At 64.1% G+C, this 25,558-nt stretch carries 22 protein-coding genes; 14 read left to right on the forward strand and 8 right to left on the reverse strand.

The window, feature by feature from the left end; all coding sequences use genetic code 11:
- Nucleotides 1-91 precede the first annotated feature (91 nt).
- Both I6F24_RS25675 and I6F24_RS25680 read left to right on the forward strand, forming a co-directional pair.
- Entirely contained in the window at nucleotides 92-859 is a 768-nt protein-coding gene (locus tag I6F24_RS25675) for a helix-turn-helix transcriptional regulator (RefSeq protein WP_225128460.1), read from the forward strand.
- 185 nt (nucleotides 860-1,044) lie between these two features.
- A complete protein-coding gene (locus I6F24_RS25680; RefSeq protein WP_036020373.1) occupies nucleotides 1,045-3,294 on the forward strand; it encodes a TonB-dependent siderophore receptor in 2,250 nt (749 codons plus the stop codon).
- A gap of 31 nt (nucleotides 3,295-3,325) precedes the next feature.
- Here the strand turns inward: I6F24_RS25680 and I6F24_RS25685 are convergent, their stop codons facing one another.
- The gene (locus I6F24_RS25685) at nucleotides 3,326-3,664 is read right to left on the reverse strand and encodes a hypothetical protein (RefSeq protein ID WP_036001763.1); all 339 of its coding nucleotides are present in this window, start codon (nucleotides 3,662-3,664) and stop codon (nucleotides 3,326-3,328) included.
- Nucleotides 3,665-4,332: 668 nt separating this feature from the next.
- Between I6F24_RS25685 and I6F24_RS25690 the strand changes: the two genes are divergently transcribed.
- A complete protein-coding gene (locus I6F24_RS25690; RefSeq protein WP_036001758.1) occupies nucleotides 4,333-4,665 on the forward strand; it encodes a PRC-barrel domain-containing protein in 333 nt (110 codons plus the stop codon).
- A gap of 47 nt (nucleotides 4,666-4,712) precedes the next feature.
- Here I6F24_RS25690 and I6F24_RS25695 read toward each other — a convergent pair whose 3' ends face one another.
- The 4 genes from I6F24_RS25695 to I6F24_RS25710 all read right to left on the reverse strand — a co-directional run bounded on the left by I6F24_RS25695 (nucleotide 4,713) and on the right by I6F24_RS25710 (nucleotide 7,548).
- Nucleotides 4,713-5,147, reverse strand: coding sequence for a VOC family protein (locus I6F24_RS25695; RefSeq protein ID WP_109142172.1), 435 nt, complete (start codon nucleotides 5,145-5,147; stop codon nucleotides 4,713-4,715).
- Nucleotides 5,148-5,266: 119 nt separating this feature from the next.
- Nucleotides 5,267-6,094: a helix-turn-helix domain-containing protein gene (locus I6F24_RS25700; protein ID WP_074447644.1), complete on the reverse strand. Its 828-nt coding sequence runs from the start codon at nucleotides 6,092-6,094 to the stop codon at nucleotides 5,267-5,269.
- Nucleotides 6,095-6,241: 147 nt separating this feature from the next.
- The gene (locus I6F24_RS25705; protein ID WP_225152057.1) at nucleotides 6,242-6,637 is read right to left on the reverse strand and encodes a group II truncated hemoglobin; all 396 of its coding nucleotides are present in this window, start codon (nucleotides 6,635-6,637) and stop codon (nucleotides 6,242-6,244) included.
- A gap of 2 nt (nucleotides 6,638-6,639) precedes the next feature.
- Nucleotides 6,640-7,548, reverse strand: coding sequence for a helix-turn-helix transcriptional regulator (locus tag I6F24_RS25710; protein WP_225152058.1), 909 nt, complete (start codon nucleotides 7,546-7,548; stop codon nucleotides 6,640-6,642).
- A 121-nt stretch (nucleotides 7,549-7,669) separates the two neighbouring features.
- Here I6F24_RS25710 and I6F24_RS25715 point away from each other — a divergent pair, with 121 nt between their 5' ends.
- The 4 genes from I6F24_RS25715 (at nucleotide 7,670) to boxB (ending at nucleotide 13,669) form a co-directional block, all read left to right on the forward strand.
- On the forward strand, nucleotides 7,670-9,211 hold the full coding sequence (locus I6F24_RS25715) for a benzoate-CoA ligase family protein (protein WP_225152060.1): 1,542 nt from the start codon (nucleotides 7,670-7,672) through the stop codon (nucleotides 9,209-9,211).
- A 255-nt stretch (nucleotides 9,212-9,466) separates the two neighbouring features.
- On the forward strand, nucleotides 9,467-10,279 hold the full coding sequence (locus I6F24_RS25720) for an alpha/beta hydrolase (RefSeq protein WP_225152062.1): 813 nt from the start codon (nucleotides 9,467-9,469) through the stop codon (nucleotides 10,277-10,279).
- Nucleotides 10,280-10,403: 124 nt separating this feature from the next.
- The gene (gene boxC, locus I6F24_RS25725) at nucleotides 10,404-12,092 is read left to right on the forward strand and encodes a 2,3-epoxybenzoyl-CoA dihydrolase (protein WP_225152065.1); all 1,689 of its coding nucleotides are present in this window, start codon (nucleotides 10,404-10,406) and stop codon (nucleotides 12,090-12,092) included.
- Between the two features lie 125 nt (nucleotides 12,093-12,217).
- Nucleotides 12,218-13,669 carry a benzoyl-CoA 2,3-epoxidase subunit BoxB gene (boxB, locus tag I6F24_RS25730; RefSeq protein WP_225152066.1) on the forward strand — a complete coding sequence of 484 codons (1,452 nt, stop codon included), beginning with the start codon at nucleotides 12,218-12,220 and terminating at the stop codon, nucleotides 13,667-13,669.
- 156 nt (nucleotides 13,670-13,825) lie between these two features.
- On the opposite strand, the gene I6F24_RS25735 is transcribed toward boxB, so the two are convergent.
- On the reverse strand, nucleotides 13,826-15,397 hold the full coding sequence (locus tag I6F24_RS25735; RefSeq protein ID WP_074447645.1) for a winged helix-turn-helix domain-containing protein: 1,572 nt from the start codon (nucleotides 15,395-15,397) through the stop codon (nucleotides 13,826-13,828).
- 164 nt (nucleotides 15,398-15,561) lie between these two features.
- Between I6F24_RS25735 and I6F24_RS25740 the strand changes: the two genes are divergently transcribed.
- Entirely contained in the window at nucleotides 15,562-16,443 is an 882-nt protein-coding gene (locus I6F24_RS25740) for an alpha/beta hydrolase (protein ID WP_225152068.1), read from the forward strand.
- Nucleotides 16,444-16,563: 120 nt separating this feature from the next.
- Entirely contained in the window at nucleotides 16,564-17,418 is an 855-nt protein-coding gene (locus I6F24_RS25745; protein WP_225152070.1) for an SDR family NAD(P)-dependent oxidoreductase, read from the forward strand.
- Nucleotides 17,419-17,618: 200 nt separating this feature from the next.
- Here the strand turns inward: I6F24_RS25745 and I6F24_RS25750 are convergent, their stop codons facing one another.
- Nucleotides 17,619-18,431, reverse strand: a complete 813-nt coding sequence (locus tag I6F24_RS25750) for an SDR family oxidoreductase (RefSeq protein WP_225152072.1) — start codon at nucleotides 18,429-18,431, stop codon at nucleotides 17,619-17,621.
- A 91-nt stretch (nucleotides 18,432-18,522) separates the two neighbouring features.
- Nucleotides 18,523-19,581: a polysaccharide deacetylase family protein gene (locus I6F24_RS25755; RefSeq protein ID WP_225152074.1), complete on the reverse strand. Its 1,059-nt coding sequence runs from the start codon at nucleotides 19,579-19,581 to the stop codon at nucleotides 18,523-18,525.
- A 164-nt stretch (nucleotides 19,582-19,745) separates the two neighbouring features.
- On the opposite strand from I6F24_RS25755, the gene I6F24_RS25760 reads away from it, so the two are divergent.
- From I6F24_RS25760 to pstS, 5 genes are all read left to right on the forward strand, one after another.
- The gene (locus tag I6F24_RS25760) at nucleotides 19,746-21,140 is read left to right on the forward strand and encodes an OmpA family protein (protein WP_225140674.1); all 1,395 of its coding nucleotides are present in this window, start codon (nucleotides 19,746-19,748) and stop codon (nucleotides 21,138-21,140) included.
- A gap of 2 nt (nucleotides 21,141-21,142) precedes the next feature.
- Nucleotides 21,143-21,445 (forward strand): hypothetical protein, encoded by a 303-nt coding sequence (locus tag I6F24_RS25765; RefSeq protein ID WP_036001688.1) that lies wholly within the window; start codon nucleotides 21,143-21,145, stop codon nucleotides 21,443-21,445.
- Nucleotides 21,446-21,893: 448 nt separating this feature from the next.
- Nucleotides 21,894-22,949, forward strand: a complete 1,056-nt coding sequence (locus tag I6F24_RS25770; RefSeq protein WP_036001683.1) for a lysylphosphatidylglycerol synthase domain-containing protein — start codon at nucleotides 21,894-21,896, stop codon at nucleotides 22,947-22,949.
- Nucleotides 22,950-22,995: 46 nt separating this feature from the next.
- Nucleotides 22,996-24,288 carry an ATP-binding protein gene (locus tag I6F24_RS25775; RefSeq protein WP_036001680.1) on the forward strand — a complete coding sequence of 431 codons (1,293 nt, stop codon included), beginning with the start codon at nucleotides 22,996-22,998 and terminating at the stop codon, nucleotides 24,286-24,288.
- Between the two features lie 149 nt (nucleotides 24,289-24,437).
- Complete coding sequence (gene pstS, locus I6F24_RS25780) at nucleotides 24,438-25,451, forward strand: phosphate ABC transporter substrate-binding protein PstS (protein WP_036001732.1); 1,014 nt, start codon at nucleotides 24,438-24,440, stop codon at nucleotides 25,449-25,451.
- The last annotated feature ends 107 nt before the right edge of the window (nucleotides 25,452-25,558 follow it).

The following is a 25,558-nucleotide window of genomic DNA, read 5'->3' on the forward strand; positions in this document are numbered from 1 at the left end:
GGACTTTTACGAGCAAATTGTCGGGTTGCCTGAGGACGACGTCGGTTCCGCACAGCGAGGGGCAGCCCAATGGCTGGATTATCCGGGCTGCGTGGTCGTCCAAGGTGAGTTCCGAGCCGACGCCGAGGGGCCTGCAATCGCAGCGCCGGGCTTGTTCATCTCGGTGGCGTTCGATGAAGCCGGTGCTGGCCCCGGCACTCTGACGCGCTCGATCGGCGAGAGGCGGATGGGGGTGATCGCGGTGCGCGAGTCCCTCGCCGTGAAGCGCTCAATGCGGTGCGCCATCGGCCTTGCGTTGCCCGGAGCATCCATCGATCAGCTCGGACTTGGCGCCGCGTTTCGGGCGCTGTTCAAGGACGAAGGATCTGGCGCCGTCGTCCTCTCGCTGGCCGCATCAGCGCGCGTGCGGGCCGTCGCGGCGGAAATGTTCTCGCCGCCGGTCGCCGGAAACGCGGCGCGATTGCTGATGTCGGCGCATGCCGCCGAGATCGTCGTCCATGCCTTGTTCGGCGAGTGCAGCCGGATCGCGGTCGATCCGGCAACAGACCTCCAGCGCATGCGCCTGCAATCGGTCAAGGAGCGGATGGATGCCGACCTCGGCTATCCCTGGAGCATCGACGAGCTGGCGCGGAACGCAGGCCTGAGCCGGCGATCTTTCAATCAGAAATTCCAGATCGCCTATGGCGAGAGCGCCATCGACTATCTGAGGGCGCGCCGGCTCGATACTGCACGAGCCCTTCTGATTCACCAGCGCCTGTCGGTCACCGAGGCGGCCTATCGGGTCGGCTATACTCATCCGGCGAACTTCGCGACGGCCTTTCGCAGGCGCTTCGGTCATTCGCCCAGTCGCTGCGAGTAACGGCAGCAGGCGATGCGCCGCCTCACGCCTCAGTCTTGAAAGCCTCCACGTGGACTCAAAGGCGATTTGCGCAGTCGCAAAGGCGTCGTGCGTCTCGATCTGATTACTCCCGGGTGGTCCAAAGACGGAGCTTGGGGAAGACAATGAGGCGTGGCGACGGACAGACGTTCGGTTGGGAACGGTTGATGAAGGCTGGTCTGGGGGCGGCCGGTCTGGGCGTGGTTTTGCAGGTGACACCGACCCTTGCACAGGTCTCCGGGACCAATTCGGGATCGACGGCCGCGTCATTGCCGCCCGTCACCGTGGAGGCGCCGAATCAGGTGCGCCCGCGCGCCGTGTCTGCCCAGCGCAATTCACCGTCGCAACGCGGCCGTGTCGCGGCGCAACGCAATGCCGCCTCCAGGCAAGCCGCAAGCCAGGATGCGCGCGAGGCAGGTGGCGGTCGCGCCACGATATCGAGCGAGAACAGCTACGTTGCCAGCAGCAGCTCCGCCGGCACCAAGACGAACACGCCCCTGCTGGAGACGCCGCAGTCGATCTCGGTCGTGACGCGCAAGGAGCTCAACGACCGCGCCGTGCAGACGCTGACGCAGGCAGTCGGCTATGAGCCGGGCGTGCGCATCGATGCCTCGGGCTACGATCCGCGCTTCGACGCCATCTCGATCCGCGGCTTCGACATCACCTATAACGGCATCTATCTCGACGGCCTGCGTCTCGTCGGCGCTGGCCTTGGCGTGTTCAAGACGGAGCCCTATGGGGTCGACAGCATCACCGTGGTCCGCGGCCCGAGCTCGGCGCTCTACGGCCTCGGCTCGCCAGGCGGACTGATCGATCTGCAAAGCAAGCTGCCGACCAGCCAGCCTTTCCACGAGGTGCAGACGCTGTTCGGCGATCGCGAACGCGTTCAGGGCAATTTCGATTTTTCGGGGCCGATCGATCCCAACGGCCAATTCTCCTATCGGCTGACCGGCATGGTGCGAGACGCCGACGTGTTCGTACCGGGCGGCAAGGACAACCGCACCTATGTCGCTCCCGCCGTCACCTGGAGACCCGACCAATCGACAACCCTCACGCTTCTCGGCGCCTATCAGAAATCGAAGACGCCGGGCTCGATGTTCACCTATTCTTCGGGCATCGGGACGACGACGGACATCTTCACGGGCAGCCCGTCCTACAATTCGCTCGACCAGGAGCAGGGGCGCATCGGCTATCTGTTCGAGCACGCGTTCGACAACGCCGTGACCGTCCGCCAGAAATTCCGCTACGTCGATCTCGACGCTGTCACGCGCTATGTCGGCTTTCTCGGTGCTCCCGTCGGCAACGTCGTGTCGCGTTATACCGGCTACGTCCACGACACGCTGCAATCGGCCATCATGGACAACCAGGTCGAGGCGAAGCTCTCCACCGGCCCGGTGCAGCACACGCTTCTGGTCGGCACCGACTACACATCGTCGAAGTTCACCGACAAGCAGGGGTTCGGCTTCGGCGTGTCCGATCTCAATCTGGCTGCGCCGGTCTATGCGCCGGAATCCATTCCGGATCCCGCGATCTCCTCGTCCACGGCGCAGCGGCAAACCCAGTCCGGCGTCTACATTCAGGACCAGACCAAACTCGACCACTGGATCCTGACGCTGAGCGGCCGCAGCGACTGGGTCCGCACCACCGGCGAGGACCGGTTCGCGCTGACAAGACAGACGCAATCTGATCAGGCCTATAGTGGGCGGGCAGGCCTGACCTATTTGTTCGATTCCGGTGTGGCGCCCTACATCGCCTATTCGACGTCGTTTTTTCCCAATCTCGGCGTCGATCCCTCAGGCGCCTTCTTCAAGCCGACCACCGGCAAGCAGACCGAGATCGGCGTGAAGTATCAGCCGCCGGGGACGCGAAGCCTCATTACCGCTGCCGTGTTCGACCTGACGCAGGATGGCGGCCTGGTGACGACGGGCACCGGCGTGACGGTCCAGCGCGGCGAAATTCAAAGCCGCGGCTTCGAATTGCAGGGGCTTGCAAGCCTCGGCAATGGTTTCGACATCACCTCGTCCTACACCTATCTCGACATGGTCACCAAGCAGGCCGGCGACAGCGCGCTGGTCGGCAAGTTTCCGTCGGGCAATCCTCCGCACACCGTGACGCTGTGGGGCAATTACGCCCTGCCGCTGGCTGGTCCCTTCGCGGGCCTGAGCGTCGGTGCCGGCGCGCGCTACATGTCTTGGAGCTATGGCGACGACGCGAACACGTTCAAGAACAGCTCGGTGACCCTGGTCGATGCCGCGCTGAAATACGATTTCAGCCAGGCCGCAAAGGAGCTGAAGGGCCTCACGTTCCAGGTCAACGCCAAGAACCTGTTCAATGTGCACTACACGACGTGTCAGGTCGGTTACTGCTACCGGGGCGCGCCGCTGACCGTCATCGCCACGCTCGGCTATCGCTGGTGAGCGGAGCTGCCGGGCGGACGTCGCCGGACAATTACCAATAGATCCCGTGGCGGTGCAGTTCGCGGATCACGCGGGCTTCGACAGATGGCTGCCGGCGTTTCGGCTTTGGCGCTTCGGTCGTCTTTGCCGGCGTCGTGCTTGATTGCACCGGAGCTGCGGCGGTTGGTGCCGTTGCGGCGGGTGCGGTCGGCGTCTGGACGTTTGCCGGTGACGCTTGCGTCGCCTGCGGCGGCACGGCGGCCGGCGCGGCCGGCTGCTCGGTGGCCGGTTGCTTCGAATCGGCCGCCGCCAGGCTGAGGCTCCGCGAGCCTCCGGCATTGGCCTGGCTTGCGAGCAGCGACATCGCGGCGATCAGGATCAGCTTGCTCATGGCAATCCCCGTCATCTGGTCAATCGATCTTACCCAATTCCCTTGGGCTTCATGGACCTAACGCGCGAGGCGGTGCGTGCCGATCTCGATCAGGGTGGTCCGGCAGGACAGGCGATAGATCAGGCTGAAAAGTTGACCCCACATGACCGAACTCCGTTGTTGATCAATGCAGAGAATTCTAGACCGCCTGCCTTTCCGGCGTTTTTCGCCGGGTGAGGAAAATGGCTTCGTCCGGGGGCGGCGCGATGTCGTCGCAACAGTCCGGAAGAAGTCGCCTCACGCGGGCGTGAAGCAGCGCGCCGAGCGGGGCCGATCGGATTCCGATCAAGGCCGGTAGTTCTCCCGGGATGAAGCGCCCGCAGCGCGGCAGTAACGTGCGGGCGCCTCAGCCCCGGTTATTGTATGAGTTCCGATCGCCAAGACGATCCGCCGATCCTCATCTGCTCAAAATGCAGGCGGCCAATGAAGTTCCTGGCGACACTACCTGGAATAGTCACGCTGCCTGCGGAGCACGTTTATCATTGCGTCCAGTGCCGTCGCGTCGACACGATTCGGCTGAAGTGACGCTCTGGTGGCCGGGGCGGGCCGCTTACAGCAGTTGTAGCTGCTCCCGCCGCCGCGAAACCGGTGCTATAATATCGTGAACAGACGAGAACAGGGAGGACACCATGAACCACACCATGGTTCCCAGTGATCGCGTGGAGCACGTCGCCGTCTACGGACGCGACGGCACGAAGCTCGGCACGATCGAGCGGTTGATGCTCGACAAGATGAGCGGAACGGTCGCCTATGCCGTGATCAAGACCGGCGGGCTGCTCGGTACGCGTCACCATTATCCGCTGCAGTGGAGCGCGCTGAAATACGATCCAGCACGGCAGGCGTTCCAGACCGAGCAGACGCTGGACGAACTCAGCAGCGGCCCGTGCGAGTTCGATGGCGACGCGTTCGACTGGGGCGACCGCTCGCGGCCCTACCCGCATCCGCATTACTGGTCGGTCTAGCGAGCAAGACGGTTCGGCCGCGGAGCAGTATTTGACGCGAGCGCCCGCTATCCCGCGAGCGGCGGCTCGCCGACCTTGGGCCAATAGGTGCCGAAGCTCCAGAGCCCGCCCTCCGGATCGCGTGCGGCGAAATCGCGGCTGCCATAATCGGTCGTGTAGGGCTCCATCTCGATCTCTGCACCAGCGGATTTCACCTTCGCATAGAGCGCGTCGGGATCATCGACAGCCAGATAGACGGCATCCGTCCGCCGGCCGCCGATGTCGCCAACCAATTTGCCGTAGGCATCGTCGCGATGCGCGCCCAGCATGAGGATCGACGATCCGAACGCCAGCTCGGCGTGAACGACCGTGCCCTCCTTGCGGTACACCACCCGTTCGGTGAAGCCGAGAACGTCCTTCAGCCAGGCGATCATCGCCTCGGCATCCTTGCAGCGCATGGTGTGGTAGAGGCGCGGCGCTTCGTAGCCGTTCGGCTGGTTCATGACACTCTCCAGGTTCGGTGCAAGCTTGTTGCGAAGCCGACCCTAGTTCGGATCATGGCGGCCGGCTTGAACAAATGGGACCTGACCGTGCCTCGCGCCGTCTTGCCGCTGTTTTGGCGCTAGCCCCCGCCGTCCCGCATCAGGCGTGAATCGACGACATCGAGCCGCGCGGCCCATCCGGTCGGCGTCTCTCCGCTGAACATCCGGAAATCGCGAGCAAGATGTGCCTGGTCGGCATAGCCGGCGTCCGCGGCAATGGCCGCCCAGCCGCCTGCGCCATCCGTCCGGGCCAGGACGCAAGCGCGATGAAAGCGCAGCATCTGGGCCAGCGTCTTTGGCGGAGCGCCGATCTCGCGGTGGAAGCGGCGTGTGAGATGCTTGCGGCTCCAGCCGATGTCGGAGGCAATGTCGGCGATCCTGACCGCGCCCGCGCCTCGCCACAGCGTCTCCAGCGCGAAGGCGACCTCAGGCGAGGGCTCGTGTACGGCGCGGCGAAGCACGAAGTCTTCGACGATCTCGAATCGTCGCTGCCAGCCGGCCGCCTCGGCCACCCTGGCGCGGAGCTCCCTGCCGTGCCGTCCCAGAATGTCGTCGAGCCCGACGATCCGCGCGGTCAGATCGGGCACGGCGCCTCCGAAGAAGCGATACGCCCCGAGCGGCGTGAAATCGACCTGAACGCATTCGGCGCGGCCGTCGGATTCGATCACGACCGGCCCAGGAAACAGACCCGCTGCGAAACTCGGCCGCGCATCGGCGGTGTCCGGTCGGTGTCCGAGCGCAATGCGGAAGGGCGTTCCCAAATTCACCAGCAGAGGCAGTGCAAGCGGCGCGGCGTGGCGGAAGGCGGCCAAGCCGATCCCGCGCTCGCGGTAGAAGGAAATGCTGGAGATCAGCCGCGCAAGACGCGGCGAGGGCGGTCGACGGATGACATCGGGAGGTGCGTCCATCACGCGCTAACGCTCCGTCACTTCGCGCTCCATGCGTATGGTGTCGCAGAGCATGTCGGTCATGCCTGGAGCTTAGCAGGCGATCGCAGCGGAACTCAAATGACCCGGTGCGTGGCCGTCGAATTGCGCCGAAGCGCTGCCGCCCCGTCACGGCCGGTTGCGCATCCAGTCGGCCAGGCCCGCTATCGCCTTGTCGAGATCCTGGCGCGCGGCGGCGTCGGTGATCGTCTCCTCCAGCGCGCCGCGCATGCAGAGCATCCAGGCGTCGCGCTCGGCGTCCCCAATGGCGAAGCCGAAATGGCGCTGGCGCAGCCGCGGATGACCTTTCTCGGGTGTATAGAGCCGCGGGCCACCGGTCCATTCGGTGAGATAGCGCTTCAGCACGTCCCTGATCAGGCCAAGGTCGTCCGCATGCATGACGCGGATGATCTTCGCCTCTGGCAGCGTGTCCATGCGGTCGTAGAAGCGGTCGACGAGGGCGTCGATCGTGGCGCTGCCGCCGATCCGCTCGAACATGGAGGTGGCGACGTCGGTGGACGTCATCGCTACAGCGCCACGCTGCGCAGGCCGAAGCTGCGGGCTTCGTTCTGCAGCACCGGCCGCACCGCATCGATCAGGCGTGCGGCGGCGGCATCGACGGAGAGGCCGGCGGTATCCACCACCGCGGTCGCGCGCGAATACAACGGCTCGCGGCTGAGCAGGATGTTGCGCAGCTCCGTCATCGCCGAGCGATCGTCCGCCATCGGGCGTAGATCGCCCTGGCGACGCACGCGCGCCATGTGCTCCTCGGGCTCGGCCTTCAGCCAGATCGTGTAGAACGAGGAGAGGACCTGGTCGAAGGTCAGGGGTTCGGAGACGATGCCGCCGCCGGTTGCCAGCACCATCAGCTCGTTGCGCGCGAGCAGCTGTTGCAGTGCCGCCTGCTCCATGCGGCGAAAGCCTTCCTGGCCGTACAGCGCGATGATCTCGGCGACCGAGAGCCCGTTCTGCTGCTCGACCTCCTTGTTGAGCTCGACGAAACTCCAGCCGATCCTCTTCGCCAGCATCCGCCCAAGTGTGGACTTGCCGGCGCCGCGCAGGCCGATCAGCGCGATCCCGCAGAACGGCGCGCGCCGGGGCGCGCTTGCGCTGCCGCCGGAGAGCAGATCCTTGGCCTGAGCAATCTGCGCGGGCGTCGCCTTGCGCAGGAGGTCGCGAAACATCTGCCAGTCCGGCGTCGGATCGGGCGAGGGGAGCAAATCTTCGAGATGCGCGCCCATCGCATCGGAGACGCGGCGCAGCAGCACGATCGAGACATTGCCCTTGCCGCTCTCGAGCTGCGCGATGTAGCGCTCCGAAATTCCCGACACCTTGGCGAGTACTTTGCGCGACATGCCGCGCAGCGCGCGCATGGTGCGCACACGCTGGCCGAGTTGTTCGAGGAAGCGGGATTCGGCGTCGGGACTTTCGGTCATGAGTCTTCTTTACAGGGGTCCTGCGGCGCGTTTTAATGAAACATAGTGCCTGCTGGCATTGACAGCAAGCCGCCGTGGTGTCTTTCTATGAATTATAATTCTAAATTCTGGGGAGATGTCCGTGAGCGAGGGATCCTATAACGCGGTGACCTGGCTGCTCGACCGTAACGTCGACGAAGGCAGGGGCAGCAAGCTCGCCTTCGACGATACCGTCTCGCGACTCACCTATGGCGAGCTCCAGCAACAGACCCGGCGCGCCGCCAACATGCTGCGCCGGCTCGGCGTCCGCCGCGAGGAGCGCGTGGCGATGATCATGCAGGATACGGTCGATTTCCCGATCGTGTTCCTGGGCGCGATCCGCGCCGGCATCGTGCCGGTGCCGCTCAACACGCTGCTGACCGCGGACCAATACGCCTACATCCTCGCCGACTGCCGCGCGCGCGTGCTGTTCGTGTCCGAAGCGCTCTATCCCGTCATCAAGGACGTTGTCGGCCGCATGCCGGATCTCGAGCATGTCGTGGTCTCCGGCGCCAAGCAGAACGGCCACAAGCAGCTTGCCGAAGAGCTCGCTGGCGAGAACGATCAGTTCACCACCGCCGTGACGCATCCGGACGAGCCGGCGTTCTGGCTGTACTCGTCGGGCTCGACGGGCATGCCGAAGGGCGTGCGCCATTTGCATTCCAATTTGCAGGCCACTGCCGACACCTATGCCAAGCAGGTGCTCGGCATCCGTGAGAGCGATGTGTGTCTCTCCGCGGCGAAATTGTTTTTCGCCTATGGCCTCGGCAATGCGCTGACCTTCCCGATGTCGGTCGGCGCCAGCGTGATCCTCAACAGCGAGCGGCCGACGCCGGCGCGCATGTTCGACCTGATGAATCGCTACAATCCCTCGATCTTCTATGGCGTGCCGACCTTGTTCGCCGCGATGCTCAACGACGAGACCATGAAGAGCGAGCGCGGCGGCAAGGCTTTGCGCATCTGCACCTCCGCCGGCGAGGCGCTGCCGGAATCCGTCGGCCACAGCTGGAAGGCACGGTTCGGTGTCGACATTCTCGACGGCGTCGGCTCGACCGAGCTGTTGCACATTTTTCTGTCGAACGCGCCCGGCGACATCAGATACGGTTCCTCCGGCAAGCCGGTGCCGGGCTATGCGGTGCGGCTCGTCAACGAGGCGGGCCAGGACGTCGCCGACGGCGAGGTCGGCGAGCTGCTGGTCGATGCGCCCTCCGCCGGCGAGGGCTACTGGAACCAGCGTCACAAGAGCCGCCGCACCTTCGAGGGGCCGTGGACCCGCACCGGCGACAAATACATTCGTGACGCCGACGGCCGCTTCACGTTCTGCGGCCGCGCCGACGACATGTTCAAGGTCTCCGGCATCTGGGTCTCGCCGTTCGAAGTGGAGAGCGCGCTGATCACGCATCCGGCCGTGCTGGAAGCTGCCGTCGTGCCCGAGGCCGATCCGGAAGGCCTCCTGAAGCCGAAAGCCTTCGTCGTGTTGCGCCCAGGCGCAAAGACGACGGACTTGCAGGAGATGCTCAAGGAGCACGTCAAGCAGAAGATCGGCCCCTGGAAATATCCGCGCTGGATCGATGTGGTGGAGTCCTTGCCGAAGACGGCGACGGGCAAGATCCAGCGGTTCAAGTTGCGCGAGGGCGCGCATTGATGGTGCAGGCGGCGGACTGGCTTCCTTACCCTCCCCTGGAGGGGTCCGGGACGAGCGTAGCTCGCCCGTGGGTCGGCACGCGATCGAGCGTAGCGAGACGCGTGACGGGTTGGGTGATCTTTCCACGGGCACCGCATCCGTGGAGAACCTGTCACCCCACCCCGCTTCACATCTCGCTGCGCTCGCTGTGAATCGACCCTCCCCCTCCCGGGGAGGGTGGGCATCTCGGCATTGGCTAGAAATGGGAATTCGACCATGACCAATCTCACCCCCAGCGGCTTCCTCAGCATCGGTGGCGCCAGCCTCGAATACAGATGGCTCGCTCCGCTAGCCCCCGACGCGCCCACCATTGTGATGCTGCATGAGGGCCTCGGCTCCGTCGGCCTCTGGGGTGATTTTCCGGAGAAGCTGCAGCAGGCCACGGGCGCGGGCATCTTCGCCTATTCGCGCGCAGGCTACGGCCAGTCCAGCCCGGTCGCGCTGCCGCGGCCGCTCGACTACATGCATCGCGAGGCGCTGGACGTGCTGCCGAAGCTGCTCGACATGATCGGCTTCAAGCGCGGCCTGCTGCTTGGCCATTCCGACGGTGCCTCGATCGCCACCATCTATGCCGGGGCGCATCAGGATCATCGCCTGAGCGGCCTCGTGCTGATCGCGCCGCATTTCATCGTCGAGGACATCTCGATCAAATCCATCGCCGCGATCAAGACGACGTTCGAGACCACGGACCTCAAGACAAAGCTGGCGCGCTGGCACAAGGACGTCGACAACGCCTTCCACGGCTGGAACGGCGCCTGGCTCGATCCAAAGTTCCGCGATTGGGATATCTCCGAATACCTCGCATACATCCGCGTGCCCGTCATGATCGTGCAGGGCACAGATGATCAATACGGCACGCTGCGCCAGGCCGAGATCGCGCAGGAGGAATGTTACTGCCCGGTCGACCTGAAGATCATGGCTGGGGCGGCGCATTCCCCGCATCGCGAGGCCGCGGGGCCGACCCTCGATGCCATCGTGCAGTTCGCAAAGGCCGCCTTGCGGGACGATCCGGGGCTTCAGGCTGCATGAAGCCCATGCGCGCCGAGATGAAGCAAAGTGCATGTGAATCCGCGATTCGGGCTAGACTAACCTAACAAGATGCACTATTGTGCATCTAACGCTCCAAATGCATAACCAAGCTTAAGGGTGGCTCATGGCCGGGGAAGATCGGCGCCTCGCAGGCGGCGCGACATTCATCGATTTCCAGACCGAACCGTCCCGCTACAAGCATTGGAAGCTCGCGGTCGACGGCGACGTCGCGACGTTGACCATGGACGTCGACGAGAATGGCGGCCTGTTCGAGGGCTACCAGCTCAAGCTCAATTCCTACGATCTCGGCGTCGACATCGAGCTGGCCGATGCGATCCAGCGCCTGCGCTTCGAGCATCCGCAAGTAAAGGTCGTGGTGCTGCGCTCGGCCAAGAACCGCGTGTTCTGCGCCGGCGCCAACATCCGCATGCTCGCGGGCTCGACCCATGCCCACAAGGTGAACTTCTGCAAGTTCACCAACGAGACCCGCAACGGCATGGAGGATTCGTCGGAGAATTCCGGCCAGCGCTTCATCACGGTCGTGAACGGCTCCGCTGCCGGCGGCGGCTATGAGCTGGCGCTCGCGACCGATCACATCATCCTCGCCGACGACGGTTCGTCCGCCGTCGCGCTGCCCGAAGTGCCGCTGCTCGCGGTGCTGCCGGGCACCGGCGGCCTCACGCGGGTGGTCGACAAGCGCAAGGTGCGGCGCGATCACGCCGATGTCTTCTGCACCATCGAGGAAGGCGTGAAGGGCAAGCGCGCCGTGCAATGGCGCCTCGTCGACGAGATCGCACCGAACTCCAAGCTCGAGGCCAAGATCGCCGAGCGCGCCAAGGAATTTGCTGCGGCCTCGACGCGCAAGGGCAGCGGCAAGGGCATCGCGCTGACGCCGCTCAGGCGCCTGATCGACGAAAACAGCATCCGCTATGGCTTCGTCACCGTCGACATCGATCGCACCGCCCGCATCGCCACCATCTTGATCAAGGCGCCGGAGACGGCGCCCCCCGCCGACATCGACGGCATGATGGCGCAAGGCGCCTCGTTCTGGCCGCTGCAAGTGGCGCGCGAGCTCGACGACGCCATCCTGCACTTACGCATCAACGAGCTCGAGATCGCGATGCTGGTGTTCAAGAGCCACGGCGACCGCGCCCATGTGCTCGCCAGCGATACGTTCCTCGAAGCGAACAAGGCGCACTGGCTGGTCAACGAGATCAGGCATTACTGGAAGCGCGTGCTCAAGCGCGTTGACGTCACTTCGCGCACGCTGGTGACGCTGGTCGAGCCCGGCTCCTGCTTTGCCGGCACGCTCGCCGAACTCGTCTTCGCCGCCGACCGCTCCTACATGCTGATCGGCACCCGCCAGGGCGACAATCGTCCGCCGCCGTCGATCGAGCTGTCCGCCATGAATTTCGGCCCCTATCCGATGAGCCATGGCCTGACACGGCTGGAATCGCGCTTCCAGGCCGACCCGTCCGATCTGGAGCGCGTGGAAGCAACGCTCGGCACCAGCCTCGACGCCGAGCAGGCCGAAGAGCTCGGCCTCGTCACCTTCGCGCTCGACGACATCGACTGGGACGATGAGGTCCGCGTGTTCCTCGAGGAGCGCGCCAGCTTCTCGCCCGACAGCCTCACCGGCATGGAAGCCAGCCTGCGCTTCGTTGGCCCGGAAACGATGGAATCGAAGATCTTCGCGCGCCTCACCGCCTGGCAGAACTGGATCTTCCAGCGCCCGAACGCCGTCGGCGAAGAAGGCGCGCTGCGCCGCTACGGCAGCGGCCAGAAACCGAAATTCGATATGACGCGGGTTTAGAAGGCGAATGGGGAGTAGCGAATGGCGAATCGAGAAGAATCTATTCGCTACTCGCGATTCGCCACTCGCCAGCCCGGACTTCGCAGGTTGCGATCACCTCATCCAATCCCCCACGGGAGGTCCACATGAACATGAATATCATGAACGTCGACTACTCGACCAAGATTCCCAACAACGTCAATCTCGCCGAAGACCGCCAGGTGCTGAAGGCGCTGGAGGGCTGGCACCCCGGCTACATGGACTGGTGGAGCGACATGGGCCCCGAGGGCTTCCAGGAATCCCTGGTCTATTTGCGCACCGCTTACTCCGTCGATCCGCGCGGCTGGGCCAAGTTCGACTATGTCCGCATGCCCGAATATCGCTGGGGCATTCTCCTTGCGCCGCAGGAAGAGAACCGCGTCGTGCCGTTCGGCGAGCATTATGGCGAGCCGGCCTGGCAGGAAGTGCCGGGCGAGCATCGCGCCATGTTGCGCCGCCTGATCGTGATCCAGGGCGACACCGAGCCCGCTTCGGTCGAGCAGCAGCGCCATCTCGGTAAGACCGCGCCCTCGCTCTACGACATGCGCAATCTGTTCCAGGTCAACGTCGAGGAAGGCCGTCACCTCTGGGCGATGGTCTACCTGCTGCAAAAGTATTTCGGCCGCGACGGCCGTGAGGAGGCCGACGATCTCTTGCGCCGCCGCTCCGGCGATGCCGACGCGCCGCGCATGCTGGGCGCGTTCAACGAAGCGACGCCGGACTGGCTGTCCTTCTTCATGTTCACCTATTTCACCGACCGCGACGGCAAGATGCAGCTGCACTCGCTCGCGCAGTCCGGCTTCGATCCCTTGTCGCGCACCTGCCGCTTCATGCTGACGGAGGAAGCGCACCACATGTTCGTCGGCGAGACCGGCATCACCCGCGTCGTGCAGCGCACCTGCGATGCGATGAAGGCGGCCGGCATCACCGATCCCACCGACGTCGCGAAGGTCCGCGCGCTCGGCGTCATCGATCTTCCGACCATCCAGAAGAAGCTGAACCTGCACTACACGCTGTCGCTCGACCTGTTCGGCTCGGAAGTCTCGACCAATGCGGCCAACGCGTTCAACGCCGGCATCAAGGGCCGCTACCACGAGACCCAGATCGACGACGATCACCAGCTCAAGAATTCGACCTATCCGGTGCTCAAGCTGATCAACGGCGAAGTCAAGCTGGTCGACGAGCCGGCGCTGACCGCGCTCAACATGCGCCTGCGTGACGATTACAGCCAGGACTGCGTCAAGGGCATGCTGCGCTGGAACAAGGTGATCTCGACCGCCGGCTACGACTTCAAGTTGACGCTGCCCAACGTCGCCTTCCACCGCCACATCGGCGAGTTCAAGGACGTGCACGCGACGCCCGACGGCATCCTGATCGACGATGCGACCTGGGCCAGGCGCAAGGACGAATGGCTGCCGTCGGCCAGCGACGGCGACTTCATCACCTCCCTGATGCAGCCCGTCACCGAGATCGGCCAGTTCGCCTCCTGGATCTCGCCGCCGAAGGTCGGCATCGACAACAAGCCCGGCGATTTCGAGTACGTGAAGATCGAGTCGTAGGGCGCTTGCGACGCACCACGACCGTTCCACACCCACAGCGTCATCGCCCGGCTTGACCGGGCGATCCAGTATTCCAGAGGCGGTGTGATAGACGCGAGGCGCCGCGGCGTACTCACACGCCAGCCTGCCCACCGCCTGCTTGCCCCAAGAACAAAGCTATTCGGGTAGTCCCGCCTTGATCATCGCTTCCAAGAGTTCCGCTCTAAGCTTGGGCGAATAGTGCGGGGCAGCCACAGTTGATCGTCGAGAGCCAGAAGATCGGCGGAGAATTTCTGCCATCAGCTTTTGAGCGTCGTCCAATCGTCCAGCGCCCACGTAGCAGAGGATGGCCTGAGCCATTCCTACATTGAACGCCGGGGGGAAGGCTCGAACGGCTTTGTCAGCCCACTCACCCGCTTCGGCATGTCTGCCGGCGTTGTGATGCGCTAGAGCAAGTCCCAGCATTGCGTTGTAGTTGAAAGGATCGCGCGGACTTAGGTGCAGAGCCAGCTCAAGGTCCGCAACGGCGGCATCGGATTCGCCTTGCCAACCTCGAATGAGGCCCCGCGCGTGAAGTGCGGGTCCATAGGTTGGATTGAAGTGGATGGCGCGCTCAACCAATTCAACCCCGCCATTGAGGTCGAGCGCGAACCAGAACAGGAGAAAGCCCACAACGGTTAAGGCCATTGCGTCGTCTGCCCCAAGCTCCTTTAAACGTTCGGCAATCTGCAAGACCTGAGCGTTGTCTTCGACAAAGTCTCCAGGCCAATTGTTGGCCCTTCGCCACGCTATGCAAGTTGCAACACCGCCATACGCAGGCGCAAAGCTGCGATCAAGAGCAATCGCTTGCTCGAAATGCCTCGAAGCAGCTTCATTATTCTGTGGAGTGGTTGGGAAACGAATATGAGGCAAACCGCGATAATACGCTGTCACCGCATCGATGTTACCGGTCCTTCTTCGACTGGCTCTGTCGATCTCGGCACGATCGACTTCTGGCGCGATGGCCCCGACCACGTGTAGCGCGACCTTGTCCTGTAAATCGAAAACGTTTCCCAAAGCGCCTTCAAACCGATCGGCCCAAAGGTGCGCGCCAGTTGCAACATCGATCAATTGTGCATTGATTCTTAGCTGCGACCCTTCCTTGCGCACACTGCCTTCGAGCACGTATCGCACGCCAAGCTCCTGGCCGACGCGCTTGATGTCGACAGCCTTACCTTTGTAGGTGAACGAGGAGTTGCGAGCGATGACAGAGAGCGTCCTGAAGCGCGAGAGAGCAGTAATGATATCGTCAACCAACCCATCGGCGAAGTATTCTTGTTCTGGACGGGCCGGCATGGACTGGAACGGCAACACGGCAATCGCGGGTTTGTCGGACGGCCCGGGAGCTGGTGTCGGGGGTTGAAGTGCGTCATTTGGGACCGCAGCATCATCCTGTCCGCCGATTTCCTGCACGCTGCCAATGAAGCGAAAGCCCTTCCTCTGTAGCGTCTTAATGAGGCGCTGCTGATCGCCGGCATCGTTGATTGCAGCGCGCGCTGCATTGAGGCGGGTCGCAAGCGCGGCATCCGAGATGGCGCGGCCGCCCCAAATGGCGGAAATCAGATCGTCCTTGCTAACCACGCGCTGGCGGTTGCGGATCAGGTAGAGAAGCACGTCGAAGGCCTGCGGCGTCACCGAAACCGCATCAATCCCCCTGCGTAGCTCCCGCTTGTCGGCGTCGAGCGCAAAATCTTCAAACAGATAGCGCATCAGCTCGTCCGTTCCTCCAGCAGCACGAGCGTAGCACAGCCTAGCAAGCGGGGAGTGTGCGAAATCAGCCGTCGATAATGAAAATGTAAGTGGTCAGTAAAGTGTTGAGGTCGCGCTTCGCGCATCCTTGCCAGGCGAAACCCTCGAGACTGGAGGTGATGGCGATGAACACAGCCTCAACAATGCTGCAGGATAGGCACGGCCCCATCGACTATGGCGAGGAGGGCACGGGCCCCACCATCGTGTTCGTTCCGGGATCGTGGGCGACCGCGTCAACCTGGCGGGGCGTGATCGAGGCGCTCGGCGGTCGTTTCCGGACGGTGACGACGAGCCTTCCGGGTTATGGCGGCACAAGGGACCGACGGACAGCTGCCGATACATCGATCGGTCGGCAGGCGGAGATTGTCGAAGCCGTGATCCGCCGGGCCGGCGGTCCGGTGCATCTCGTCGGATATTCTTTCGGCGCGCTCGCGTGTATCGACGTCGCGCTGTGCGGGCTAGTGCGGCTCATGAGCCTGACCCTGATAGAGCCGCTGGCTTTCGGCCTGCTGCGCCGGGAGAACGAGCTTGCGCTGTATGAGCAGTTTACGGCGATGCGCGATGCGTACTTCCAGGCGTTCGAAAACGGCGAGAAGGAAGCCGCGCTTCGGGTGGTCGATTATCTCGGCGGCGAGGGCAGCTTCGATGCCCAGCCGTCCCGGACGCGGCAATACATCGTCAGGACGACTGCGACCCAGGTTCTGGACATGCGTTCGGCATTCGATCCACCATTGTCGGCTTTCGCCAACATCCTGCTCCCAACCCGCGTCATCTGCGGCGAGCGCAGCAAACAAGCGTTGCAGCGAAGCGCGGAAATCCTGACCCGTGCGTTGGCGAATGCTTCGCTATGCACGATAGCAGGGGCAACCCACTGTATGCTGGGCACGCGCGCTGCAGAGGTAGCCCAGCGGATTGGCGACCATGTATCGAAGCCCGAAGCACTCGCTTGGAACAGCCTCTCCATCGCCTCTCCGTTCAGTTCACGATCGCTCGGCCATGCGGTCTAGATCACCAACTGCTTCCGCAGCGCCCTCGCCGGCTGCCTCGGTCATCGCAGGCGCGGAGCCAGCGCCCCGCGGCGCAATTTCCCGGGCGAACTGGTTGAGTGAAAGCAAGATGGAACGCGCATGAGAGACTTGATTGGACAGACCGCATTCGTGACTGGCGCTGCCTCGGGCATCGGACTGGGGATCGCGACCGTGCTGTCGCGGGCGGGCGTGAGGGTCATGCTCTGCGATATCGAGGAGGAGGCGCTGAAAAAAGTGGTCGCGGACCTGAAGACACGAACCAAAGCCGATGTCGATGGCGTGAAAGCGGACGTTTCGCTCAAGGGCGAACTTCAGGCGGCAGCGGACGCGACCGTCGCGCGGTACGGCAAAATCCACATATTGGTCAACAATGCGGGCGTGGGTGGCGGCGGCACCTTTGGTGAGTGGACTGATTCAGGCTGGAACTGGGTCCTCGGCGTCAATCTGATGTCGGTGATCTGGGGCTTCGAGATATTCGGTCCGCTGATCGAAGCGCACGGCGAAGGAGGGCAGGTTGTTTCCACGGCGTCCGTCTCCGGACTGATTACGGGACCAAGTCCGGCATACGATGTAAGCAAATATGGAGTGGTGGCGCTCTCCGAGGGGATGCGTAACGTGCTCGCGCCGAGGAAGATTGGGGTCTCCGTTCTGTGTCCGGGCTTTATCCGCACGCAGATCATGAACTCTCGGCGCAACGTGCCGCACCGATTTGCCGGGGCTGTCGGCAACCCTCCGCCGACAGAAGGACCACGCGCGGAGATCATCAAGGCATTGCATGAACGGATCAACAACGGCGTTGATCCGCTCTACGTAGGCGAGCTGGTTCGCGAGGCCATCGAAAACGACTGGCCCTACATTTTCACCGATACTGAGCACGAACCATTCATCGAGCAGCGCTTCGCAGCGATCAAGCAAGGATTCGACCGGATACGCGGACGAACGCCGCGACGCTAGCTCTCGCATCCATAGATTTTGAGTACACGCGCCAGCTCGACGCGTGTTTTGCCCGACGTGTCAACTGCATGGCGGCTGCAAATGTTGTCTCCAGGCCGCTCGAAAGATCCCTTATCGATGAAGGGGCCCGCTACTGTGCATGGGGTTGTTTTCGACGTTTTGGTTTTGAGTCCCGATGCACGTGACGGGAGATCGCCGCATCAATCGCTGTCCCACCCGCTGCCCTTGATCCCCGGGTTCGCATAGACGATGCCGCCATCCACCGCGATGGTCGCTCCCACCACGTAATCGCCGGCGCGGGAGGCGAGGTAGATCGCAGCGCCCGCCATGTCCTCGTCGGTGCCGATGCGGCCCACGGGGACGCGCGTTGCGACCTCGTCGGCGTGGTCGCGCGCGGCGCGGTTCATGTCTGACTTGAACGGGCCCGGCGCGATTGCGGTGACCACGATGTGGTCCGGGATGAGCTTCACCGCCATGCGCCGCGTCAGATGAATCAGCCCGGCCTTGCTCGCGGCATAGGAATAGGTCTCGCCGGGATTGACGAAGATGCCGTCGATCGAGGCGATGTTGATCACCTTCGCCGGCCGTTCCGCGCTCGCTGACGTGCGCAGCGTCGGCGCCAACGCCTTGGTCAGGAAGAACGGCGCCTTGACGTTGAGGTTCATCACCTTGTCCCAGCCGCTCTCCGGGAATTCGTCGAACTCTGCGCCCCAGGCCGCGCCCGCATTGTTGACGAGGATGTCGAGCCTGGATTCGCGCTTCTTGAATTCGCCCGCGAGCAGCTCGCAGCCGGCGACCGTGGACATGTCGATCGGCAGCGCGATGCATTCCCCGTCATATTGCGCGCTGAGCTCCTTCGCGGTGGCCTCGCACGGTCCGGCCTTGCGCGCGGTGATGTAGACCTTTGCCGCGCCGGCGCTGAGAAATCCCGCCGCGATCATCTTTCCGATGCCGCGCGAGCCGCCGGTTACCAGCGCGATGCGGCCTTTGAGCGAGAACAGATCGTTGAACATGCGTCCCTCCCTTGGTTGCCGCCGGTTGTGGGCGGAGCGGGGAGGGGTGTCAAGGAAGGCACGCTTGTCCTCGACCAGTGCAGATTGAGGCCTACGCCGCCGCGATGCGGCGGAAGCCGTTCCACATCGCGGTCGCGGCACCCGAGGTCAGCACCGGCAGGATCCGCGCGTCCTGATAATTGCCATTGAGCGAGACGCGGGGCAGCGCGGTCATGTGGCCGGCGTTCTCGGCGAACAGCATGCCGGGCCGCGTCGTCACCGCGGTCTTGAAACCGGCGGATGCGGCAAGGGCGAATTCGCGCGCGCCCGCGGCGTCGCGGTCGCCATAGGGATAGGCGAGGTGCAGCACGGGGCGCTCCAGCACCTGCTCGATCCGCGCGCGGCTTGCGGCCATCTCCTGCGCGGCGATGTCTTCCGTCTGCTTGGCGAGATTGCAATGGCTGATGCTGTGCGCGCCGATCGTGACCAGTGGATCGGCGGCAAAGGACTTGAGCTCGGCCCAGGACAGGCACAAGCCGCGGCACAGCGCTTCCATGTCGACGCCGTAAGTCCTGCACAGCGCCCCGATCTCGCGCGCAAGATCCTGCTCGCCCGGCAGCGCGCGCAGCCAGTCGTGCAGGCGGTCGAATGCCGCTTGCTTCGCCGCGACACTGGTCGCATCGAGCCGCAGGGCGGAATTGCCGATCTGAATGTCGATCTGCTCGGCCTTGGCGATCACGGCCTCCAGCGCCGTCCACCACAATCGCCCGGTGCCGTCGGCAAAATCGCTCGTGACGTAGACTGCCAGCGGCGCGTCAAATTCGCGCAGCACCGGCAGCGCGTAATCCAGATTGTCGCGGTAACCGTCGTCGAGGGTGAAGGCGGCGAAGCGACGGTCGAACCGGCCCTGCACCAGCCGCTCATGCAGCTCGTCCATGCTGACGATGTCGATGTCGCGCGAGCGCAAATGGCACAGCGTGGCGCGCAGGAAGTCGGGGGTGACCTCGAGATGCCGGTTCGGCTGGAACTCGGCCTCGCGCGCCGGCCGCACGTGGTGCAGCATGAAAATGGCGCCGACGCCCGACAAAAGCGGGCGCAACAGGTGGTGCGCCCCGCTGAGATAGAGTGCTCCCAGCCCGGCGCGGATGACGTTGTTACGCAGTTGTTTCATGACCGGGTGGGGGACTTTGGCATTCCGGCCTCAACTTACGGAAGAACCCTTGAAGAAAAAGTTATTCCGATTGTCCCGCCCGGGCCTTGGGACCAGGGCCATTTCCGGTTTGACAGCCTGCCAAGGGTTTGTTTTGTCTCCGTTTCCAGAGGTCGGGTCGTCGAATGCAGAAGCTTTTCTCGTGGGCCAGCAAATGGTGGCCGGGGTTGATCCCCCTTGCCGTCATGTGGGGATTTGCGGCCTGGAATAATACCTTACCGGTCGAGGCTGATCTGTCGGCCCGCAGCTCGGCTGCGCTCAAGGACACCGTTCTGGACAAGACCCGGATCGCGGTCGACGGCCGCGACGTCAGCCTGGCCGCGGACGCCTTCTCCGAGGAGGGGCGCCGCGACGCAGTGATGGCGGTCGAAACCGTGCCCGGCGTGCGGCTGGTCGACGACCGGACCCGCCTCGTTCCCGAGGCCAAGCCCTTCGTGTGGAATGCCGAGCGCGACGTGGTGCGGGTGACGCTGTCGGGCTCCGCGCCGCTGCCATCGATGAGGGCCCGGCTGACCGAGGCGGCCCGCAAGGAAGTCGGCGGCGTCGAGGTCGCCGACCAGATGGGGCTGGCGCGCGGGGCGCCGCCTCGGTTCGAAGCCGCCGCGATGCTGCTGCTGGATCAAATCGGCAAGCTGAAGGACGGCAAGATCACGATCACCGACACCAAGGTCAATCTGTCGGGCATGGCGCGTGAGCTCGGCGGCCGTGAGGCGATCGCGGCTGCGCTGAAGAACCTGCCCGAGGGTTTTTCGATTGCGGCCAACGAGATCAAGGCGCCGCCCTACATCTTCCAGGCCTACAAGGATCCGGTGGCTGCGACGGTGACGCTGACCGGCTATGTTCCGGACAACAACGTCCACGCCGCGATTGGCACCAGCGCCTCGCGAAAGTTCTTCACCGAAAAGGTCGTCGACAATCTCAAGGCCAGCATCGGCGCCCCCGGCTCCTTCAGCTCGGCTGTTATCGCCGCGCTCGGCGCGCTGTCGCGGCTGTCGACCGGCACGCTGGTCGTCTCCGACCGCGAGGTGAAGCTCTCGGGCGATGCGCTCTACGAGGGCGCCGCCAACGAGATCCGCGCAGGCCTCGGCAAGGACTTCCCGAAGAACTGGCAGTACAAGCCGGAGATCACGGTGAAGCCCGCCGCAGGCCCGGTCGACGGCACCGTGTGCCAGCAATTGTTCTCGGAGCTTCTGACCAAGGGCAAGATCCGCTTCGCGAACAGGCGCGCGGACATCGATCCTGACTCGGCCGGCATTCTCGATCGCCTCATCGAGACTGCGCTGCGCTGCCCCACCACCAATATCGAGGTCGTCGGACATACCGACGCCGATGGCGAGGATGCCTTCAACCAGGCCCTTTCGGAAAAGCGCGCGCAGGCGGTGATCGACTATCTGGTCAAGGCGGGGCTTCCTGCCAGCCGCTTCACCGCGGTCGGCCATGGCAGCACGCAGCCCGTCGCCGGCAACGACACCGATGAAGGCAAGGCGCAGAACCGCCGCATCGAATTTCTGGTGAGGTGACGATGCCTTATCTCGTCTCGTTCCATCTGGGCTGGCTGATCGGCTCGCTGCTGCTGGGCTTCTGCATGGGCTGGATCTCGGTGGTCCAGCGCGGCAACGGCACCTCGAAGGTGATTGCGCGGTGGCTCGCAGTGCTTGCCGCCGCCCTGGTCGCGGCCTCTCTCACCCATGTGGTCCCCGGTCGCTTCGGCTACTGGCTCGACCTCGGCCTGATCATGTTCGCCTGCTATCTCGTCGGCGGCACGATCGGAGCGTGGCTGCGCGATCGGGTGGTCTCGCGTACCGCGCCGCCAGCCGCTGTGTGATGTTGCTATGCACCCTCACGCGCGGGGCGGGGTGTGCTCCGCCGCGGCCTTTCGGCGCATTGGAAAACCGGGACCTGGCCGCTCCAGTCACCCCTCTTTCAACAGGCAGGCCGGCTCCATAGATTGACGTTGGCTTAAGGCGTGACGGAACATTGTGCGGCCGAAATCATCAAAACTTCATGGCCCCTGCGCAGGATCGCCTGGAGATTCGCGCCAAGCCTTGCCGACGAAAGCGCCAAATTCTGCACTGGGAGCTGCAACCCTGCCTAAAATATTGAAGGCACGTGTTTTTGTTCGAATTGGCGAATTCCACTTCGGCCGAAAACGCGCTAGTGGAGGGGCAGGGGACATGCGCGATTCCGGCGCCGGCGGCGAGGGTTCGTTGAATGCCTGCGCGTCCGCCTGTCCGCCGGCCACCCTGGCCGCTGAAGCGTTGTTCGAGGTCTAGATGCTGGAAGCCATACGCAGGGCGACGACGTTTCTGCGCCAGAAGCAAGTCCTGCATAAGCTTGGAGTCGTGATCAGCATCGCGGTCATCGGCATCGCTTGCTACGTGCTCTACCACATGCTGCGCGGCATCGATTTCAACGAGGTCCTCGAAGCGATCAAGAGCACTGAGCCGAGCCAGATTGCGATGGCGGCGCTATTCGTCACTGCGGGCTATTTCACGCTGACCTTCTACGACCTCTTCGCCACGCGCGCGATCGGCCATGCCCATGTGCCCTATCGCATCAACGCGCTCGCGGCCTTCACCAGCTATTCGATCGGCCACAATGTCGGCGCCTCCGTCTTCACCGGCGGGGCGGTGCGCTACCGCATCTATTCGGCCTATGGGCTCAACGCGATCGACGTCGCAAAAATCTGCTTTCTCGCCGGCCTGACCTTCTGGCTGGGCAATGCCGCGGTGCTCGGCCTCGGCATCGCCTACCATCCGGAGGCGGCAGCCTCGATCGACCAGCTGCCGGTCTGGCTGAACCGGACACTGGCGCTGATGATCATCGTGGCGCTGATCGGTTACGTGATCTGGGTCTGGAGCCAGCCGCGGGTGGTCGGCCGCGGCCCTTGGACGGTGGTGCTGCCGGGCGGCCCGCTGACGCTGCTCCAGATCGCGATCGGCATCGTCGATCTCGGTTTCTGCGCGCTGGCGATGTATGTGCTGGTCCCCGACGAGCCCAATCTCGGCTTCGTGATGGTCGCGGTGATCTTCGTCTCGGCGACCCTGCTCGGCTTCGCCAGCCATTCACCCGGAGGCTTGGGGGTGTTCGATGCCGCCATGCTGGTCGGGCTCTGGCAGATGGACCGCGAGGAGCTGCTGGGCGGCATGCTCCTGTTCCGCGTCCTCTATTATCTGTCTCCGTTCGTCTTATCTGTAATCTTGCTGACGTTTCGAGAGGTTATAATCGGCGCCCGATCGAAGCGCTTGCAACAGGCGGCGCTCAAGCTGGACCCCGGCCCGGCGCCTGAAGCCGCCTATGTGAGAGAGCGCAGCGACAGCGGCGCCTGACCGGTGTCAGGTCCTTAAGGACAGTCCCCAGGAGAAGTCCGCCCCGATGGCGATCGACGCCCCCTCTTCTCCCTCCGCCCAGCCCTGGTCCGATCGGCTGCGGCACTCGACCATCATCCTGATCGCCGCGGCGCTGGCGCTGTCCGTCGTGGTCTCGCTCGGCGAATTGTCGGCGCTGCACGCTGCAATCGTGTTCCTCTGCATCGCGGCGGCTGCCTTGATCCCGTGGCGGCTGCACGATCCCGCCACCTCCCGCGACGACGTCAGACGCATCAACCCGGTCGAGAGCGCGGCGGTGGCCGCGGTGGTCGCCGGCATGCCGGATCCGGCGGTGCTGCTCGACCGGGCCGGCCGCGTCATCCACCTCAACGCCGCCGCCGCCCAGCTCGCGCCGGCGCTACGCAAGAACGAGCTCGCCCAGTTCGCGCTGCGCTCGCCGGAGATCATCACCGCGCTGCGCGAGGCCATCGCGACCACCGAGCCGCGGCGCGCGACCTATCTCGATCATGTTCCGGTCGATCGCTGGATGGAGCTGATCATCACGCCGGTACCGGTGCCGACCAGCTTCGGCGGCGCCGACAAATGCATGCTGATGACCTTCCACGACCAGACGCCGCTGCGCCGGGTCGAGGAGATGCGCGCCGACTTCGTCGCCAATGCCAGCCACGAGCTGCGCACGCCGCTGGCGGCGCTGTCGGGCTTCATCGATACGCTCCAGGGTCAGGCCAAGGACGATCCCAAGGCGCGCGAGCGCTTCCTCGGCATCATGCACAACCAGGCCACGCGCATGGCGCGCCTGATCGACGATCTCTTGTCGCTGTCGCGGGTCGAGCTGTCGGCCCATGTCCGGCCCGACACCCTGGTCGATCTCGTCCCGATCATCCGTCAGGTCGCCGACGGGCTCGAGCCGCTGGCGCGCGAGCGTCAGGTCGAGGTGGACATCCACCTGCCGGAGCCGCCGGTGATGATCGCGGGGGACCGCGAGGAGCTGCTCCGCCTGTTCGAGAACCTGATCGAGAACGCGCTCAAATACGGCGCCTCCGGCGGGCGCGTCATCGTGTCGCTGACCTCGAGCGCCGCCGCTGACGGAACTCAGGAAATCCGGGTCATGGTCCGCGATTTCGGCCCGGGCATCGCGCCGGAGCACCTGCCGCGGCTGACCGAGCGCTTCTATCGGGTCGACGTCGGCGACAGCCGCTCGCAAGGCGGCACCGGGCTCGGGTTATCGCTGGTGAAACATATCCTTAACCGTCATCGCGGCCGCCTTTTGATCGAAAGCGTGCCCAGGCAGGGCGCCACCTTCACCGCCTGTTTTCCCCAGATCAAGACTCCGGCTTGATCGGAAACGCAAGCAATTTCAATTGCTTGGTGTCGTCATCCAACTGTCACGAAACCTTCGTAAAAGCACAGCCGACCGCCCCTAAAGCGGCGGCGCGGGGAGCGCGATCGGGCGCGGATGGCGCTTCGCTCCCCTGTATGGAGACCAGCATGAATTTCCTCAAAACCATGGTCGCTGCCGGCTTGGTCGCCGCATCGACGACGGTAGCCTTTGCGGCCGACATCACCGGTGCCGGCGCGACGTTCCCGTTCCCGATCTATTCGAAGTGGGCTGACGCCTACAAAAAGGAGACCGGCAACGGTCTGAACTACCAGTCGATCGGCTCGGGTGGTGGCATCAAGCAGATCCAGGCCAAGACCGTGACCTTCGGCGCCACCGACGCGCCGCTCAAGGCCGAGCAGCTCGAGAAGGACGGCCTCGTCCAGTGGCCGATGGTGATGGGTGCCATCGTCCCCGTCGTCAATATCGAGGGCGTGAAGCCGGGCGAGCTGGTTTTCGACGGCGAGACCCTGGCCAACATCTATCTCGGCAAGATCACCAAGTGGGACGATGCCGCGATCAAGAAGCTCAATCCCAACGCGAAGCTGCCGTCAGAGGCCATCACCGTGGTCCGTCGTTCGGACGGCTCGGGCACCACCTTCAACTTCACCAACTATCTCTCCAAGGCCAGCGCGGACTGGAAGAGCAAGGTCGGCGAGGGCACCGCGGTCGAGTGGCCGGTCGGCGTCGGCGCCAAGGGCAACGAGGGTGTGTCGGGCAACATCAGCCAGACCAAGAACTCGATCGGCTATGTCGAATACGCCTATGCCAAGCAGAACAAGCTCACCCACACCGGTCTCGTCAACAAGGCCGGCAAGCCGGTGCAGCCGACCGTCGAGGCCTTCCAGGCGGCCGCCTCCAACGCCGATTGGTCCAAGGCTCCCGGCTATTACGTCATCCTGACCGAGCAGCCCGGCGAGAAGTCCTGGCCGATCACGGCGGCGACCTTCATCCTCATGCACAAGTCCGCCACCGACAAGGCGGCCGCGCAGGAAGCGATCAAGTTCTTCCGCTGGGCCTTCAAGAACGGCGGCAAGATGGCCGAGGAGCTCGACTACATTCCGATGCCGGACAGCGTCGTCCAGCAGATCGAGAAGACCTGGGCTGCCGAGATCAAGAGCTAAGGCGCTATATGTGTCCCGGACACGGTTCCGGGACGCTGCAAGATCTCCGCTCCGGATCGGCCTCCTGCCGCATCCGGAGCGCGCCACCAACAACAAGCGTAAATAAA

It is taken from the genome of Bradyrhizobium sp. BRP23 (assembly GCF_020194135.1).
GTDB classification, from domain to species: Bacteria; Pseudomonadota; Alphaproteobacteria; order Rhizobiales; family Xanthobacteraceae; genus Bradyrhizobium; species Bradyrhizobium yuanmingense.

Coding starts and splice junctions, on each gene's coding strand:
- I6F24_RS25735 (WP_074447645.1), bottom strand. CDS start 15,397: ATGCGCTATCTGTTTGAAGATTTTGCGCTCGACGCCGACAAGCGGGAG.
- I6F24_RS25705 (WP_225152057.1), bottom strand. CDS start 6,637: ATGACGTCCACCGACGTCGCCACCTCCATGTTCGAGCGGATCGGCGGC.
- I6F24_RS25750 (WP_225152072.1), bottom strand. CDS start 18,431: ATGTTCAACGATCTGTTCTCGCTCAAAGGCCGCATCGCGCTGGTAACC.
- I6F24_RS25700 (WP_074447644.1), bottom strand. CDS start 6,094: ATGGACGCACCTCCCGATGTCATCCGTCGACCGCCCTCGCCGCGTCTT.
- pstS (WP_036001732.1), top strand. CDS start 24,438: ATGAATTTCCTCAAAACCATGGTCGCTGCCGGCTTGGTCGCCGCATCG.
- I6F24_RS25770 (WP_036001683.1), top strand. CDS start 21,894: ATGCTGGAAGCCATACGCAGGGCGACGACGTTTCTGCGCCAGAAGCAA.
- I6F24_RS25775 (WP_036001680.1), top strand. CDS start 22,996: ATGGCGATCGACGCCCCCTCTTCTCCCTCCGCCCAGCCCTGGTCCGAT.
- I6F24_RS25690 (WP_036001758.1), top strand. CDS start 4,333: ATGAACCACACCATGGTTCCCAGTGATCGCGTGGAGCACGTCGCCGTC.
- I6F24_RS25760 (WP_225140674.1), top strand. CDS start 19,746: ATGCAGAAGCTTTTCTCGTGGGCCAGCAAATGGTGGCCGGGGTTGATC.
- I6F24_RS25685 (WP_036001763.1), bottom strand. CDS start 3,664: ATGAGCAAGCTGATCCTGATCGCCGCGATGTCGCTGCTCGCAAGCCAG.
- I6F24_RS25740 (WP_225152068.1), top strand. CDS start 15,562: ATGAACACAGCCTCAACAATGCTGCAGGATAGGCACGGCCCCATCGAC.
- I6F24_RS25680 (WP_036020373.1), top strand. CDS start 1,045: ATGAAGGCTGGTCTGGGGGCGGCCGGTCTGGGCGTGGTTTTGCAGGTG.
- I6F24_RS25745 (WP_225152070.1), top strand. CDS start 16,564: ATGAGAGACTTGATTGGACAGACCGCATTCGTGACTGGCGCTGCCTCG.
- I6F24_RS25710 (WP_225152058.1), bottom strand. CDS start 7,548: ATGACCGAAAGTCCCGACGCCGAATCCCGCTTCCTCGAACAACTCGGC.
- I6F24_RS25765 (WP_036001688.1), top strand. CDS start 21,143: ATGCCTTATCTCGTCTCGTTCCATCTGGGCTGGCTGATCGGCTCGCTG.
- I6F24_RS25720 (WP_225152062.1), top strand. CDS start 9,467: ATGACCAATCTCACCCCCAGCGGCTTCCTCAGCATCGGTGGCGCCAGC.
- boxC (WP_225152065.1), top strand. CDS start 10,404: ATGGCCGGGGAAGATCGGCGCCTCGCAGGCGGCGCGACATTCATCGAT.
- I6F24_RS25755 (WP_225152074.1), bottom strand. CDS start 19,581: ATGAAACAACTGCGTAACAACGTCATCCGCGCCGGGCTGGGAGCACTC.
- boxB (WP_225152066.1), top strand. CDS start 12,218: ATGAACATGAATATCATGAACGTCGACTACTCGACCAAGATTCCCAAC.
- I6F24_RS25695 (WP_109142172.1), bottom strand. CDS start 5,147: ATGAACCAGCCGAACGGCTACGAAGCGCCGCGCCTCTACCACACCATG.